The organism is Achromobacter animicus (assembly GCF_040775605.1).
Lineage (GTDB): Bacteria > Pseudomonadota > Gammaproteobacteria > Burkholderiales > Burkholderiaceae_B > Achromobacter > Achromobacter animicus.
On the sequence record NZ_JAYGJK010000001.1, the window covers coordinates 5,298,853 to 5,312,795 of the forward strand.

Consider the following 13,943-nt stretch of genomic DNA (forward strand, 5'->3'; position numbering starts at 1 on the left):
CGTCAGGTCGGTTGTTGAACGACGATGGAGGGAAACTTTCCGGCCATGTCGCGCGGAAGCGCCGCAACGCCCGCGGCCAGCTTTCGAGCGATCTCACGGTACAGCGACGCGGCTTCGCTGCCCGCGTCCGACACGACGGTCGGCGTGCCGGCGTCGGTCTGTTCGCGAATGGCAAGCGTCAGCGGCAGGCTGCCCAGCCAGGGCGTCTGGTATTGCTCGGCCATGCGCTGGCCGCCGCCTTCACCGAAGATGTGCTCGGCGTGACCGCACTGCGAGCATATGTGGATGGCCATGTTCTCGACCACGCCCAGAATCGGCACCTCCACCTTCTGGAACATCTTCAGGCCTTTGCGCGCGTCCAGCAGCGCCACGTCCTGCGGCGTGGTGACAATGACCGCGCCAACGACCGGCACCTTCTGCGCCAGCGTCAGGGCCACGTCGCCCGTGCCGGGGGGCATGTCGACGATGAGGTAATCCAGGTCGCGCCAATTGGTCTGGCGCAGCAGTTGTTCCAGCGCCTGCGTCACCATCGGGCCGCGCCAGATGGCGGGCGAGTCCGCGTCGATCAGAAAACCGATGGAGTTCGCCTGCAGGCCGTGGCCGGTCAGCGGCTCCATGCTCTTGTTGTCCCGGCTTTCGGGACGGCCGGAGATGCCCAGCATCGTCGGCACGCTGGGGCCGTAGATGTCGGCGTCCAGCACGCCGACCGTTGCGCCCTCGGCGGCCAGCGCCAAGGCCAGGTTCACGGCGGTGGTGCTCTTGCCCACGCCGCCCTTGCCGGAGGCGACCGCAATAATGTTGCGCACGTTGGGCAGCGGCTTCAGGCCCTTCTGCACGGCGTGCGCGGCGACTTTCCAAGTGACAGTGACTTGCGCATCGGGCGCGCCGGCTTGCGCCAGCGCACGCACGGCGATGTCGCGGATCTGGTCGCGGACGGCGTCGGCGGGATAGCCCAGCTCCAGCGTCAACGCGACGCGGCCGCCGGCCAGTTGAATGTCACGATCTTTTACAGAAACGCCCAAATCCAAACCGGTATTCGGGTCTTGCGCGGCGCGCAGTGCGGCGCGGATGTTTTCTATCGTTATACTCATGTCACTATGGTTCCGTAGGCAGCGCGGCGTCTGCGGGCCGCCATCCCCTAAAGGATAGCGGATACACGGGAACCTTTCGCTGCGTTTTGCATCCGACCATTCATGACCAACACACTTATCCGCTTCTTTCGTGCCGTCTTATTCGCCGCCCTGGCCTTGATCGGCATGGCGATGGCGCTGGTGTTCATGCTTTCCACGGCATTCGCCGTGGCGATCCTTTATGTGGTCGCCAAGGTGCGCGGCAAGCCCTTCGGCGTTCGCGCCTATTGGAGCCAGCGCCAAGGCGCCCGCCCTGGACCCTTCCAGTCCGCCACTGCCCCGTTCGCCACGCAACCGCGTGGCGATGTGATTGACGTCGAGGCCCGCGAAATCCGCTGACGGCGGTTTTCAACCTGGCTTGCGCGTGATTGCGCGCAAGCCGGCCAATGCGTGCTGCGCTGAAATCGCGCTCATCGCCTGGCCACGCTTTCCTCAACCCGCCTGATTCGCGTCACTGCGATGGGCGGGTTGTGTACTTTCCGGGACCATCTCCGGAACCCTGTCCGGGACCGCATCCGGGGCCGCATCAGCGGCAGGCGCGCGCGCTTGCCCTAAAATGGCCGGCCAAATCCCTTTTCCCCTCAACCTCAGTCGACAACCATGTCTCGCACCCTCTTTGTCACCACTGCGCTGCCCTACGCCAACGGATCTTTCCACATCGGCCACATCATGGAGTACATCCAGGCCGATATCTGGGTTCGTTCGATGCGAATGGCGGGCCACACGGTGCACTTTGTGGGCGCCGACGACGCGCACGGCGCGCCGATCATGCTGAAGGCCGAAAAGGAAGGCATCACGCCGCAGGCGCTGGTTGCGCGCTACGCGGCCGAGCGTCCGCAATACCTGAACGGTTTCCACATCCGTTTCGACCACTGGCATTCCACCGATTCGGCGGAAAACGTCGCGCTGTCGCAGGACATCTACCGCGCGCTCAAGGCCCAGGACCTGATCGAAACGCGCTCCATCGAGCAGTTCTACGATCCGGTCAAGGGCATGTTCCTGGCCGACCGCTACATCAAGGGCGAGTGCCCCAAGTGCCACGCCAAGGACCAGTACGGCGATTCGTGCGAGGTCTGCGGCGCGGTGTATGCGCCCACCGAACTGATCAATCCGTACTCCGCGCTGACGGGCGCCACGCCCGTCCTGAAGTCGTCCGACCACTTCTTCTTCAAGCTGTCCGATCCGCGCTGCGTGGAATTCCTGCAGCAGTGGACCACGGGTTCCAACAAGGCAGGCGCCAAGCATCTGCAACCTGAAATGCTGGCCAAGACGCGCGAATGGCTGGGCGGCGAAGACGGCGAGGCCAAGCTGGGCGACTGGGACATTTCCCGCGACGCGCCCTATTTCGGCATCGAGATCCCGGACGCGCCGGGCAAGTATTTCTACGTCTGGCTGGACGCGCCGGTCGGGTATCTGGCGTCGCTCAAGTCCTATTGCGCGGTCAAGGGCATGGATTTTGACGCCCTCCTCGACCCCAACGGCGACACCGAACAGGTCCACTTCATCGGCAAGGACATCGTGTACTTCCACGCCCTGTTCTGGCCTGCCATGCTGAAGTTCGCCGGCCGCAAGACGCCGGACGCGGTCAACGTGCACGGCTTCATCACCGTCAGCGGCGAAAAGATGTCCAAGAGCCGCGGCACCGGCATTTCGCCGTTGCGCTATCTGGAACTTGGCATGAACGCCGAATGGATGCGCTACTACATCGCCGCCAAGCTGAACGCGCGCGTCGAAGATGTGGACTTCAATCCCGAGGACTTCATTGCCCGGGTGAACAGCGATCTGGTCGGCAAGTACGTCAACATCGCCAGCCGCGCCGCCAGCTTCATCACCAAGCATTTCGACGGCGTCCTGGGTTATTCCGGCGACACCAGCGCGTTGTCCGCTGAATACGCCGAGCAGGCTGAGTCCATCCGCGCCGCGTTCGAGGCCCGCGAGTACAACCGCGCCATCCGCGAGATCATGGCTTACGCCGACCGCATCAACCAGGCGTTCGACACCGCGCAGCCGTGGGTGCTGGCCAAGGGCATCGCCACCGCCGACGACGCGCAGAAGGCCGCGCTGCAGGACATCTGCTCGCGCTCGCTGGCCGGCTTCAAGGCGCTGTCGGTGATGCTGGCGCCGGTGCTGCCCCAGCTGGCCGAACGCGTTGCCCTGGAACTGTTCGGCGCGCAGGCGCCCTTCACCTGGGCCGATGCCTCGGTCCTGCCGCAACGCGTGGCGCCGTTCAAGCACCTGATGCAGCGCGTCGAACCGCAGATGCTGGAAGACCTGTTCGAGCCGCCCGCCGCGCCCGTCGTGGTGCCCGGCGGCGAGCCGCTGGCCGAGACCATCTCCATCGACGACTTCGCGCGCGTCGACCTGCGTATCGCGCAGATCGTCAATTGCGAGCACGTCGAAGGCTCGACCAAGCTGCTGCGCCTGACGCTGGACGTGGGCGAAGGCCGCCACCGCAACGTGTTTTCGGGCATCAAGTCGGCCTACAAGCCGGAAGACCTGGTCGGCAAGCTGACCGTCATGGTCGCCAACCTGGCGCCGCGCAAAATGAAGTTCGGCGTGTCCGAAGGGATGGTGCTGGCCGCCAGCCATGCGGATGAAGCCGTCGACGCCGGCATCTACGTGCTGGAGCCGTTCCCCGGCGCCAAGCCCGGCATGCGCGTGCGCTGATCCGCGTCACTGCCAATGCAAAGCGCCCGCAAATGCGGGCGCTTTTTTGTTTCTGCGGGAAATCCGATCAGGCGTTGCTGGGCGCCAGCGCCGGGTCGAGCGAGATGCGCTCGTCGAACACGAAGCACTTGCCTTCGTAGCCGGGGCCGCCCGTTTCCTCGAAGTATTTCAGAATGCCGCCGTCGAGCTGGTAGACGTTTTCGATGCCGGCCTCGTTCATGAAGATGGCGGCCTTTTCGCAGCGGATGCCGCCCGTGCAGAAGCTGACGACGGTCTTGCCCTCGAGTTGCGCCCGGTTTGCCTCGACCGCGGCGGGAAACTGCGTGAAGCGGTCGATGCGCCAGTCGATGGCGTTCTTGAACGTGCCTTCGTCCACCTCGAAGGCGTTGCGCGTGTCCAGCATGACCACGGGCCGGCCATTGTCGTCCACGCCCGCCGCCAGCCAGCGCGCCAGCGTGTGCGCATCGACGCCGGGCGCGCGGCCCGCTGCCGGCCGGATGGCAGGGTGGTTCATGCGGATGATCTCGCGCTTGATCTTGACCAGCAGCTTGCGGAACGGCACGTCGTTGCTGTGGCTGAACTTGACCTCCAGGTCCGCGAACCGCGCATCGGCGCGCAGGCCCAGCAAGAAGGTGTCGATGCCGCCGGCCGCCCCCGCGAGGAACAGGTTGATGCCTTCCCCGGCCAGCAGGATCGTGCCCTTGAGCCCGGCGGCGCCGGCCTCGGCGAGCAGGCGCTCGCGCAACGCAGGCAGGTCATCCAGCGGAACGAATTTGTAAGCGGCGATATTGACGACGGAAGTCATGGCAAAGCGATAGAAAACAGGCGGCGAAGCCCGTAATCATAATCGCTGGGCCGTTTGCGCCGCAGACGGGAGTACCGCTGGGCGGCCGGTGCCCAGACCGCGCACCGCCCAGAACGCCTGCCGTCCCTAGCGGGTGACGACCTGCTGCTCGACCACCGCGTCCAGCACCCAGCGCAGCGGGGCAGCTCCCAAGGTGGCATTCGGGTCATTGATCTCGACCACGCGCAGGCGGTAGTGCACGCCGGGCTGGAAATTGAACCCCGTGATCTCGCCCGGCCAGGCCTGCCAGGGCTGCGAGGCGCTGTCCCGCACCTGATAGCACATGCCGCGGCCACCGGCCGTGTCGCAGGGCACCCGCTCGGCGTTGACGTAGACCAGCTTGGTGGGGCCGCGCTGGCCGCCCGCCACGGGATCCGCGCGGCGCCCGAAGTCCAGCGTGTCGCCGGTGCTGAGCTTCCACGTCATGCGTTGCGGATTGTTGGCGTTATCGAAGGAACTGGCCGTGATCCGGGTGAGCGACGCCAGGAAATCGTGCTCGAGCGCCATCGTCTGCGGCGCGCAGGCCATGCGGGTCGACACCGGGTCGGCGCGCACGATCAACTGGCCATTGGCGATGGTGTACGGCGCGTTGTAGGTATTGCATCCGCTGAATCCCATCATCCGGGGCGAGCCCTGGTCGTGGATGAACGCAGCGGTGATCGGGCGCGTGGATGACGACGGATGCGGCACGGGGCGCAGTGCGCCGCCGGGCAGCGTCCAGCGCGCCAGGTCCCAGTTCGTCTGCACCAGGATGTCGGAAGCCGAGGCCGGCTGGAAACGCGGATCCTGGCCATCGGCCGCGCGCATCGGCGGCGACGAGCAGGCAACGAGACCCGCGCACAGCAGGACGGGCGCCAGGCGGCGCTGGAAAAGGAATGAGCGCATGCAGGTCTCTCGGATCGTTCAGCGAAGCGGGAATCAGGGGGTCGGCGGATCCTGGCGGCGCTCGAACTCCAGCACGTCGCCACCGCGCAGATTGAACGTCAGGTGGCGCGGCGCGCCGCCGCTGTCCAGCGTGAACGTGTCGATGGCGCGCAGCGCGCGCAGGTAGTCGGCTTCCAGCTTTGCGCGCTCGGGCGGCACGCAGGCCATGCGCGTGGTGGCGGGCGCGTCGATGACGAGCTTGTTGCGCTCGAGCTTGTACGTGCCCGTGTAACGGTTGCAGCCGGAGAATCCGTTGACCTGGTATTGCTTGCCCTGCGCAAGAAAGGTCAGGCGGATGGGCTCGCCGTTGTCCCCGTGCGGGATGTCGCGCAGCTGGCCACCGGGTTGTGCCCAGCGGACCAGTTCCCAGCTCGTCTGCGCCAGCGAATCCTTGCTGGTGGCCGCGCTGGCCGCAGCGGCGCCTTCGGGACGCGCGCCGCCGGTCATGCCGGCGCATCCGGCCAGGGCCGCGGTCAACAGTCCCAGGCAGAGCATTCTGCTGGGCGTGGACATGAAATTGGGCATGAGCAAGCCTCCAATTGATGCGTATCGTCGTAATGTAACCGGCCCGTGCGTCATCACGCGATTTTCTCCGTCCGTCAGCCGTATCCAAAAGATGCACGCTTGAGCCGGAGGTTCTAGCTCCGATGATCGCCGGTTCTGCATCGAATGCCGCATGGCGGGGGTGGGTGGCCGCGAGCAGAATCAATGACAGTTGATGACTCCGGCCTAAAAAGTAATACAGGGAAAGAGGAGCGGAGCCCGCGACAACCGCATGCGCAGTGTCCGGCCCATCGGGGCTGAGAACAATATCGACCGGGGAGATGCGCGATGGGCTTCTTGAGAACCTTACTGGCATTATCAGTGGTGCTGGACCACCTGGGCGGCGGCTACGCCGATCAGCTTGTCGGCGGCAGGCTTGCCGTGCAGCTCTTCTATGTGATTTCCGGCTTCCTCATTTCCTACGTGCTGACGGCGACGGACCATTATCAGGGCGCCACCGGCAAGTTCTACGCCAATCGTTTCCTGCGGCTTTTCCCGATCTATCTGGCGGTGGCGGCCCTGACCCTGACGGCCCATATCGTCAGCGGCGGCTCGTTCTTCCGCATCTACGAAGCCCTGCCCTTCAGCGCCGAAGCCTTCCTGTTCCTCTCCAACCTCTTCATCTTCGGCCAGGACTGGCTGATGTTCTTCGGCATCCGCGATTCGGCGCTGGCCTTCACGGGCAGCTTTGCGAACAGCGACGTGCCGCTCTACAAGGGTCTGCTGGTGCCGCAAGCGTGGACGCTTGGTGTGGAAATGAGCTTCTACCTGGTTGCGCCCTTCATCCTGCGCTCGCCGCGCCGGTTGCTGGCGCTGCTGGCCGCCTCGCTGGCCCTGCGCGCGATCCTGATCTGGACGGGGGTCGGCCGCTCGGATCCTTGGACCTATCGCTTTTTCCCCACGGAGCTGGCGCTGTTCCTGATCGGTTCGCTGTCGCATCAGGTGCTGCTGCCGCGCATGAAGGCCTGGACGCAGCGCGTGAAGCGCCTGCCCGAACTCGGCACCGGCGTCCTGTTCCTGTATACGGTTGCGCACTTCTCGATCGGCATCAATCCCACCGTGCGCGATGGCCTGGCCGTCCTGCTGTTTGCCGCACTGCTGCCGCTGGCATTCCTGTTCCAATCGCGCCACAAGCTGGACAAGGCCATTGGTGAACTCAGCTATCCCCTATATATCTGCCACATGCTGGTCATCATGGCGTTCAGCTGGCTGATGCACGATGTGCAGGAGCATCAACCCATGCTGTTCGCCGCCATGGCCATCACGGGATGCATCGGGGTCTCGGCGGTGCTGAACTACCTGATTGCGGATCCCGTGGAACGCCTGCGCAGCCGCCTGCGCACCGATCCCCGCGGTACCGGCGCCGTCGCGCCCGCCGATGTCCGGCCGCGCCCGCAGGTTCCGGCGCAACCGATGGGGACTATTCGCCGCGTGCCTTGATGTAAGCGCCCAGCACCAGCTCGATCTGCCGCTTTTCGTGGTGCGAAAGCCGCGCGTAGGCCGCGTAGGAGATGGTTTCGAAGGGCCAGGCGGGCGGGTCGGGGATTTCGCCCAGTCTGCCCGCAGCAACATGGCCGGACGGCGTGTCGAGCATGGGCCCTTCGCCGGTACTGAGCCACAGGGGGTTGACGCGCAGGGCGCGCGTCAGCTTGATGAGCGCCTCGCTGGACGGCTGCTGGCGCTGTCCGCTTTCGTAGTTGCCAATAGCGCTTTGCGACAGGTTGCTTGCGACCGCCAAGTCTTTTTGAGTCCACCCCTGAAGCATTCTTGCGTTGCGCAGACGATGGCTAAACGTGTCCAATCGATCAACCTGAGACATTAATTTGTATGGTTTTTTTGGATTAAAGCATTTCAAATCCGCGGCCAAATAAAGGGATTAGACCCCAATTTCCGGGCTAATTCATAAATCGCCGCTTGGCCCCCCTGGCCTTGCGCGCATGCTGCTGCGCGCTATCGCTTCACGCCGCAGTCCGCCCCGTTAAAAGTCATATCTTTCATCGGCTTGCAGCGCCTTGCCCGCCCATCCCACCGCTGCCGTCGCGCGACGTTCCAGCAAAATCGGAGCAAAAAAGCCGCATGAGTTTATGGGCAGAAATCGGCCGAAAGAGAAAATAATGTATCGGTAATACATAATATTTTTCTGACGCAAATCGGGGATCAAACGCTGTTTCAATGGCCGCCGGGCTATTTCCCCCCGGACGACTGTTACCGTCCGAAACCATAGAAACGTATCTTCACAAAAAAACACGCCCGTGTTTAAATGCAACACAGGCGTGACTCTGGAACGACAAGCGCCGCAACGGCCGGAAACGGCATGGCTCTGCCAGACGTCCGGCTTTTTCAAGGCGCCAGCGCCCCGTCGCGGCGCCTCATTGGAAGCATCAATGAACAACACGCTGGATGTCATTTTTCTTGGCAATGACGACGCCAGGCATGCCAGACTCGTCGAGTCCCTTTCCCACCTGGGATTCAACGTCCGCCGCTGCCACGATCTCGTGGATGTCTACGACCGATTTTCCCGCCGGCCCAGCCCGCTGGTCGTCCTGGAAGCCCCGCTTACCGATGTGCACAACGCCGCCGTGCGGCTGCGCGCCATTGATCGCAGCCTGGGCATCGTGGCCATCGCCCCATTCACCGATTCCGAAAGCCGTATCCGCACCTTGCTCTGCGGCGCGGACGCCTGCCTGCCGCCGGACGTGGCCGGCCTGGAGCTTGCGGCGGTGCTGCAGGCGCTGGTGCGACGCGCGGTCGGGCTGGACGGGATGGAGCCGGGCGCGGGCACGGAAGCCATAGAAGAACCGGCCCAGGAAGGCTGGCGGCTGGCAAACAAGGGATGGACGCTCATCAGCCCCAAGGGCCGGACGCTGGGCCTGACGACCGGTGAACGCGATTTTCTGTCGCGGCTGGTGAAGTCGCCCGACCGCAAGATCAGCCGCGACGCCTTTCTGGCCGATGGCGCGGACGAAGCCGACAGCGGCATCACGCGCCGCCGCTTCGTGGATGTGATGATCAGCCGCCTGCGCCGCAAGGCGGCGGCCAATCAGATGACGCTGCCGATCCGCGCGGTCCACGGATGGGGCTACATGTTTGCAGCCGACATCACGCTGGATCTGGACTATCGGGTGTCAACGCCAACCGCGCGCACGGACGGGCAACAAGCCTGGCGCAGCGAAGAAGCGGACGCGAACGCGTCTGCCTGAAATCGCCCGGCGCAAGACCGCCAGGCGAAAAAAACGCGGCGCTGCCCCCGAAGGGTAAGACGCCGCGCTAAAACAACACGTGAACCCGGAGTCATCGGCCGGCACCGATGCCTTCTACCTGGATCACGCGATTCCAACATTCGTGCCTCATACTACTCACGCACGGTCCGACCGTGGCCTGCGCCGGGTCTCTAGTCCCTGCACGGGCTGCAACGTGATCAACGCCTGGCAATGCGTCCACCCGTGCTGCTGGGGGGCGTTACTGCCATATCGGCGGTGTTCCTTCCGGATAGCCGCCTGATGAGGAAAGTTTAGGACCTCGGACGCGTTTCCAGTAATTCTTTGTTGATAGTCTTCCATACCAGATTGATATAGCAAGCCCCTCCCCTCCATGCCCCTGCCCCAGCCATCCCTGCGCCATCGCCTCCGCAAGATACTGGCGTTTTTCCCGCCAAACTGGTGCCTTGCCATCCTGGTGGCGCTGGACGGCTACGCGTTCATGCACCCGGTGCTGCGCGAAGTCCGTGCCCGCGAGTATTCGTTCTGGCTCGCGCTGGACAACTGGCACGAGATCATGCGCGTGGTCGGTCTGCTGGAGATTCCACGCCTGGTGCTGGGCGTCGGTTTGCAGGTGATTGCGCTGGGCTTGATCCTGAAGGCGCGCATCGCGTGGGCGTTCTCGCTGGTGCTGCTGATCGGCATCGGCACGTTCGCCATCCTGGGCGACGGGGGCCGCGCGGGGCTGGGCGTCTACACGCTGGTCCTGGTGATTGCGCTGGTGGCGTACTGGCGGCGCTTCGACCGCGCCAGCGTGACGGCCGGGTCGCTGTTTGCGCTGGTCAGCGTGCTGTCGCTGATGATCTACGCGGTGTTCGGCACGCTATACCTGGGCAACGAATTCAACCCGCCGATTCTGGACGCGGGCACCGCGCTGTACTTCTCGATCGTCTCGATGTCCACGGTGGGCTACGGCGACATCGTGCCGCATAGCGGCACGGCGCGCCTGTTCACGGCGTCGATTATCATCCTCGGCATTACCGTGTTCGCCACCTCCGTCAGCGCGATCGCCGGACCGGTGATCGGCGGCAATCTGAAACGGCTCGTCAAAGGCAGGTTTTCTTCGGCCATGAGAAAAAACCACATCATCATCGCCGGCGCGACGCCCCTCGCGCTGAGCGTCTACCAGGGCCTGCGCAGCCGCAACGAAGAAGTCACCGTCATCGTGCCAACGGGCATGGCGCACGACTATCCCGCCGCCGCCGACCTGATCGAAGGCGATCCCTCCAGCGTGGACGTGCTGCACGTAGCGGGCGTCGCGCGGGCGCGTTATGTGCTGGCGCTGCGCGACGACGACGCAGAAAACGCATTCATCGTGCTGGCCGCAAAGGAAGCGACCGGCGCGGACGGCGCCAAGACGGTGGCGCTGGTCAACACCAGCAAGCATCTGGAGAAGATCCGCCGGGTGCAGCCCGATCTGGTGTTTTCGGTGCAACTGCTGGGCGCGGAAATGCTGACGCGCGCGATCAACGGCGAACCGATGGACAGCCAGGCCATCACGGACCTGTTCTTTGCCAAGCCGTCATCCAACGCCAAGACCACTTGAACGCGATTGCGGCTCGCCCACCGGTGCGTTCGGTGGCGCGTGCCCGGCGTACCACGTCACGAACTGATCCGACGGCATGGGCCGCGCAAACAGGTAGCCCTGGATGAACGCGACGCCGCGCCCGGTGAGATAGCGGAACTGCAGATCCGTTTCAACGCCTTCGGCCAACACCAACAGGCCCAGGCGATGCGCAAGCGTGATGATCACGTCCAGCACTGGCGCGTCTTCGCCGGTGGGTTCGATGGCATGCACGAAGCCCTTGTCGATTTTCAGGTAATCCACCGGAAAGCGCTGCAGATACGACAGCGAGCAGTGGCCGGTGCCGAAGTCGTCGATGGCAACACGCACCCCCTGCTCACGCAGCGTATCGATGTTGCGCCGCGCCTGGCCGTCATCGGTGATCAGGCTGCGTTCGGTGATCTCCAATACCAGGGTCGGGTCACGATGGGCGATGTTGGCGGCGAAGCGCTCGACGTCGGTGGTGAACTCGGCGCATGACAAATGCTCGGCGGCAATGTTGACTCCGACGTGAAACCCCGGCGGCGTGGCCCAGCTGCGCATGTCGCGTTCGATCAGCGTAAACAGATGGCGCGTCAGCGGGGCGATCATGCCATCGGCCTCGGCCGCGGCAATGAAGATGTCCGGCCGCACGGATCCGACCCCGGGCCGCTCCCAGCGCAGCAGCGCCTCGACGCCGCTGCACTGGCCCGTTGCATGACCGTACACGGGTTGGTAATGCACCCTGAATTCATCAGCGCGGATCGCGCGGCGCAACTGCTCTTTGAAGGAACGGCGGTTCGCCTGCTGGCGGTATGCGACCACGGCCAGGCCGAAACCGAGCAGTGCGGCAGCGGGAAGGTAGGTCATCATCAATTGCTGCCACGCCTGCACGACGGCTTCGGCCGGCGCATTGACGCGAATGGTCAGCGGTGTGGGCCCATCGTGGCCCGTGGTCTCGTGGTGGACCAGCTCGCGCGACGCCCCCGCCGCACCCTTGAAATCGTTGTGGATGAACGCCCCGCCCTCGCCCACCTGCAGTTCGATGCGGTAATCGCGCAGGCTTGCCACGGCGTCCAGCAGATCCTGTACGTACCGTCCGTCGACCACCACGACGCCGCTGCGTCCCTCGGCGCCGGGCCGGCCCAGCAGGATCGCCGGCCGTTCGGGCGCAAGCGGCGAGCCGGTCACGGTAAAGCGCCAGCGGTCGGGCGGCAGGTCGGATACCCACTTGCGAAACTCCGAGACCGGGTAGTCGATCTTGCCGACAGCCGACGAACAATAGATGCGATCGCCGCGTACCAGGAACAGGGACCGCAGATACGGGTTCAGTGCGCCCCAGCGTTGCAGGTCCGGCAGCGCTTCGTCGCAGGACAGCGCCGTCAGCGCCGCCACCCGGTCCGCCAGCGTCCACGTCTGCGTCAGGACGTGCTGCGTCTGCACCCGCACGATGCGCGCGGCCGATTCGGCTTCAAGGCGCTGTTCCTTCTGCGCGTGCCACCACGTCCAGGCGACGCAGGCGATCACCGGCAGCACCAGCGCCAAGGCCACGGGCAGATAACGCCACGAGGGAACACGATCCATCAGGCCTGGTGTCGGCAAGGGGTCTCCGCGGCAGTGGGGGCCATTAGTACAGCTGCATCGTTGCGATGGGACACCATGTGCGGCGCTGCGTCAAGAACTGCGTGTGCGCTTGCGCCTTGCGCAAGGTTTGCGTCCGCAACGCTGGCCGTACCGCCGCTCGCTGGGCTATCGTTGACGGGCAAGCCCCTCTGCCGACGGCATGAGGCTCGTGTGTATTCGTTTCCCCTTAGCACGCCATTTACAAGGACGGATGATGAAGAAAGCAAATGCCTCCCTGCCCGCCGGCCTGACCGGCGCCAACGTCGCCTTCTGCCAGCGTCTGGCCCAGCTTGCGCAGGAAAGCCAGCAGCGCTGGCTGGAAATGGGCCAGCGCCTGGCCGGCGACAGCTCCGGCCAGGTCCTCGCCGCCCTCTCCCCCTTGAACCCCACCGCCAACTGGCAGGATGTCATGCCCGCCACGGGCGAGCTCGCGCGCAAACGCTGGCAGGCGCAACTGGAAGCCAGCCAGGCCCTCACGCACGCCGCGCTGCAGGAACAGGCCACCATGGCCGCCGGCGTGGGCGAAGCGATGTGCGAATGGTTCAAACAGGCCAACAGCGCGGCCGTCGACAACTCGCCTTTCGCGCAGATGTGGTCCACGATGACCAACCAGATGGCCGCCGCCTGCGCCGCCATGCAGGACGCCCATCAGCAGGGAGGCCGCCATGACCGCTAAACGGACCGCCCTCATCACGGGCGGGACGGGCTGCCTGGGCCGTGCCATCGCCGTCGCGCTGCACGATGCGGGCCACGACGTCATCGTCACCTACCATTCCAGCGAAACCGCCACGCGCGAATGGATCAAGGAAGAGGCCGCCAAAGGCCGCACCTTCGCCATGTACAAGGTCAACGTGGCGGACTTCGACGCCTGCCAGGCGCTGGCGCGCAAACTGGAAGAAGACGGGCGCCAGATCGACATCCTGATCAACAACGCCGGCATCACGCGCGACGCCAGCCTGCGCAAAATGAGCGCGCAGAATTGGGCCGAGGTCATGCACAGCAACCTGGACTCGATGTTCAACATGACGCAGCCGCTTTGCGGGCCGATGGCGGATCGGGGCTGGGGCCGCATCGTGAACATTTCTTCGGTGAACGGCAGCAAGGGTGCATTCGGGCAGACCAACTACGCGGCCTCCAAGGCGGGCATCCACGGCTTCACCAAATCGCTGGCGCTGGAAGTCGCCCGCAAGGGCGTGACGGTGAACACCGTGTCGCCCGGTTATCTGGCCACGCGCATGGTGCAGGCCGTGCCGCCGGAGGTCATGCAGGAAAAGATCCTGCCGCAGATCCCCGTGGGACGGCTGGGCGAGCCCGATGAGATCGGCGCGTTGATCGCGTTCATCTGCAGCGACGCGGCCGGGTTCATGACAGGCAGCAACGTGGCCATGAACGGCGGGCAGCATATGTATTGA

General features: G+C 64.8%; 13 protein-coding genes and 1 pseudogene. 7 read left to right on the plus strand and 7 right to left on the minus strand.

The features are described from left to right. Nucleotides 1–2 precede the first annotated feature (2 nt). Nucleotides 3–1,091, minus strand: a complete 1,089-nt coding sequence (gene apbC / locus AB3147_RS24225) for an iron-sulfur cluster carrier protein ApbC (protein ID WP_367353175.1) — start codon at nucleotides 1,089–1,091, stop codon at nucleotides 3–5. Between the two features lie 102 nt (nucleotides 1,092–1,193). Between apbC and AB3147_RS24230 the strand changes: the two genes are divergently transcribed. Then, complete coding sequence (locus AB3147_RS24230; protein ID WP_056325207.1) at nucleotides 1,194–1,469, plus strand: hypothetical protein; 276 nt, start codon at nucleotides 1,194–1,196, stop codon at nucleotides 1,467–1,469. Between the two features lie 228 nt (nucleotides 1,470–1,697). After that, nucleotides 1,698–3,797: pseudogene (gene metG / locus AB3147_RS24235) on the plus strand (methionine--tRNA ligase); the annotation flags it as partial. Nucleotides 3,798–3,864: 67 nt separating this feature from the next. Here the strand turns inward: metG and AB3147_RS24240 are convergent. The 3 genes from AB3147_RS24240 to AB3147_RS24250 form a co-directional block, all read right to left on the minus strand. Continuing rightward, nucleotides 3,865–4,602, minus strand: a complete 738-nt coding sequence (locus AB3147_RS24240) for a sulfurtransferase (protein WP_367353176.1) — start codon at nucleotides 4,600–4,602, stop codon at nucleotides 3,865–3,867. A 126-nt stretch (nucleotides 4,603–4,728) separates the two neighbouring features. Continuing rightward, nucleotides 4,729–5,526 (minus strand): DUF4377 domain-containing protein, encoded by a 798-nt coding sequence (locus AB3147_RS24245; RefSeq protein WP_424919008.1) that lies wholly within the window; start codon nucleotides 5,524–5,526, stop codon nucleotides 4,729–4,731. A 33-nt stretch (nucleotides 5,527–5,559) separates the two neighbouring features. After that, complete coding sequence (locus tag AB3147_RS24250; RefSeq protein WP_175122478.1) at nucleotides 5,560–6,090, minus strand: META domain-containing protein; 531 nt, start codon at nucleotides 6,088–6,090, stop codon at nucleotides 5,560–5,562. Between the two features lie 306 nt (nucleotides 6,091–6,396). On the opposite strand from AB3147_RS24250, the gene AB3147_RS24255 reads away from it, so the two are divergent. After that, nucleotides 6,397–7,548, plus strand: a complete 1,152-nt coding sequence (locus tag AB3147_RS24255) for an acyltransferase family protein (RefSeq protein WP_367353177.1) — start codon at nucleotides 6,397–6,399, stop codon at nucleotides 7,546–7,548. On the opposite strand, the gene AB3147_RS24260 is transcribed toward AB3147_RS24255, so the two are convergent. Both AB3147_RS24260 and AB3147_RS24265 read right to left on the minus strand, forming a co-directional pair. Continuing rightward, entirely contained in the window at nucleotides 7,529–7,927 is a 399-nt protein-coding gene (locus AB3147_RS24260) for a helix-turn-helix domain-containing protein (RefSeq protein WP_367353178.1), read from the minus strand. The two genes, AB3147_RS24255 and AB3147_RS24260, sit on opposite strands and share 20 nt — an antisense overlap. 159 nt (nucleotides 7,928–8,086) lie before the next feature. Continuing rightward, nucleotides 8,087–8,503, minus strand: a complete 417-nt coding sequence (locus AB3147_RS24265) for a hypothetical protein (protein ID WP_367353179.1) — start codon at nucleotides 8,501–8,503, stop codon at nucleotides 8,087–8,089. Between AB3147_RS24265 and AB3147_RS24270 the strand changes: the two genes are divergently transcribed. Beyond that, on the plus strand, nucleotides 8,493–9,308 hold the full coding sequence (locus tag AB3147_RS24270; RefSeq protein ID WP_367353180.1) for a response regulator transcription factor: 816 nt from the start codon (nucleotides 8,493–8,495) through the stop codon (nucleotides 9,306–9,308). The two genes, AB3147_RS24265 and AB3147_RS24270, sit on opposite strands and share 11 nt — an antisense overlap. Nucleotides 9,309–9,699: 391 nt before the next feature. Further along, nucleotides 9,700–10,911: a voltage-gated potassium channel protein gene (gene kch, locus AB3147_RS24275; RefSeq protein ID WP_367353181.1), complete on the plus strand. Its 1,212-nt coding sequence runs from the start codon at nucleotides 9,700–9,702 to the stop codon at nucleotides 10,909–10,911. Here the strand turns inward: kch and AB3147_RS24280 are convergent. Beyond that, nucleotides 10,888–12,492 (minus strand): EAL domain-containing protein, encoded by a 1,605-nt coding sequence (locus tag AB3147_RS24280; protein WP_367353182.1) that lies wholly within the window; start codon nucleotides 12,490–12,492, stop codon nucleotides 10,888–10,890. The genes kch and AB3147_RS24280 overlap by 24 nt on opposite strands. Nucleotides 12,493–12,742: 250 nt before the next feature. Between AB3147_RS24280 and AB3147_RS24285 the strand changes: the two genes are divergently transcribed. Both AB3147_RS24285 and phbB read left to right on the plus strand, forming a co-directional pair. After that, the gene (locus tag AB3147_RS24285) at nucleotides 12,743–13,207 is read left to right on the plus strand and encodes a hypothetical protein (RefSeq protein WP_367353183.1); all 465 of its coding nucleotides are present in this window, start codon (nucleotides 12,743–12,745) and stop codon (nucleotides 13,205–13,207) included. Continuing rightward, a complete protein-coding gene (gene phbB / locus AB3147_RS24290; protein WP_175122470.1) occupies nucleotides 13,197–13,943 on the plus strand; it encodes an acetoacetyl-CoA reductase in 747 nt (248 codons plus the stop codon). Before AB3147_RS24285 ends, phbB begins: the two co-directional genes overlap by 11 nt.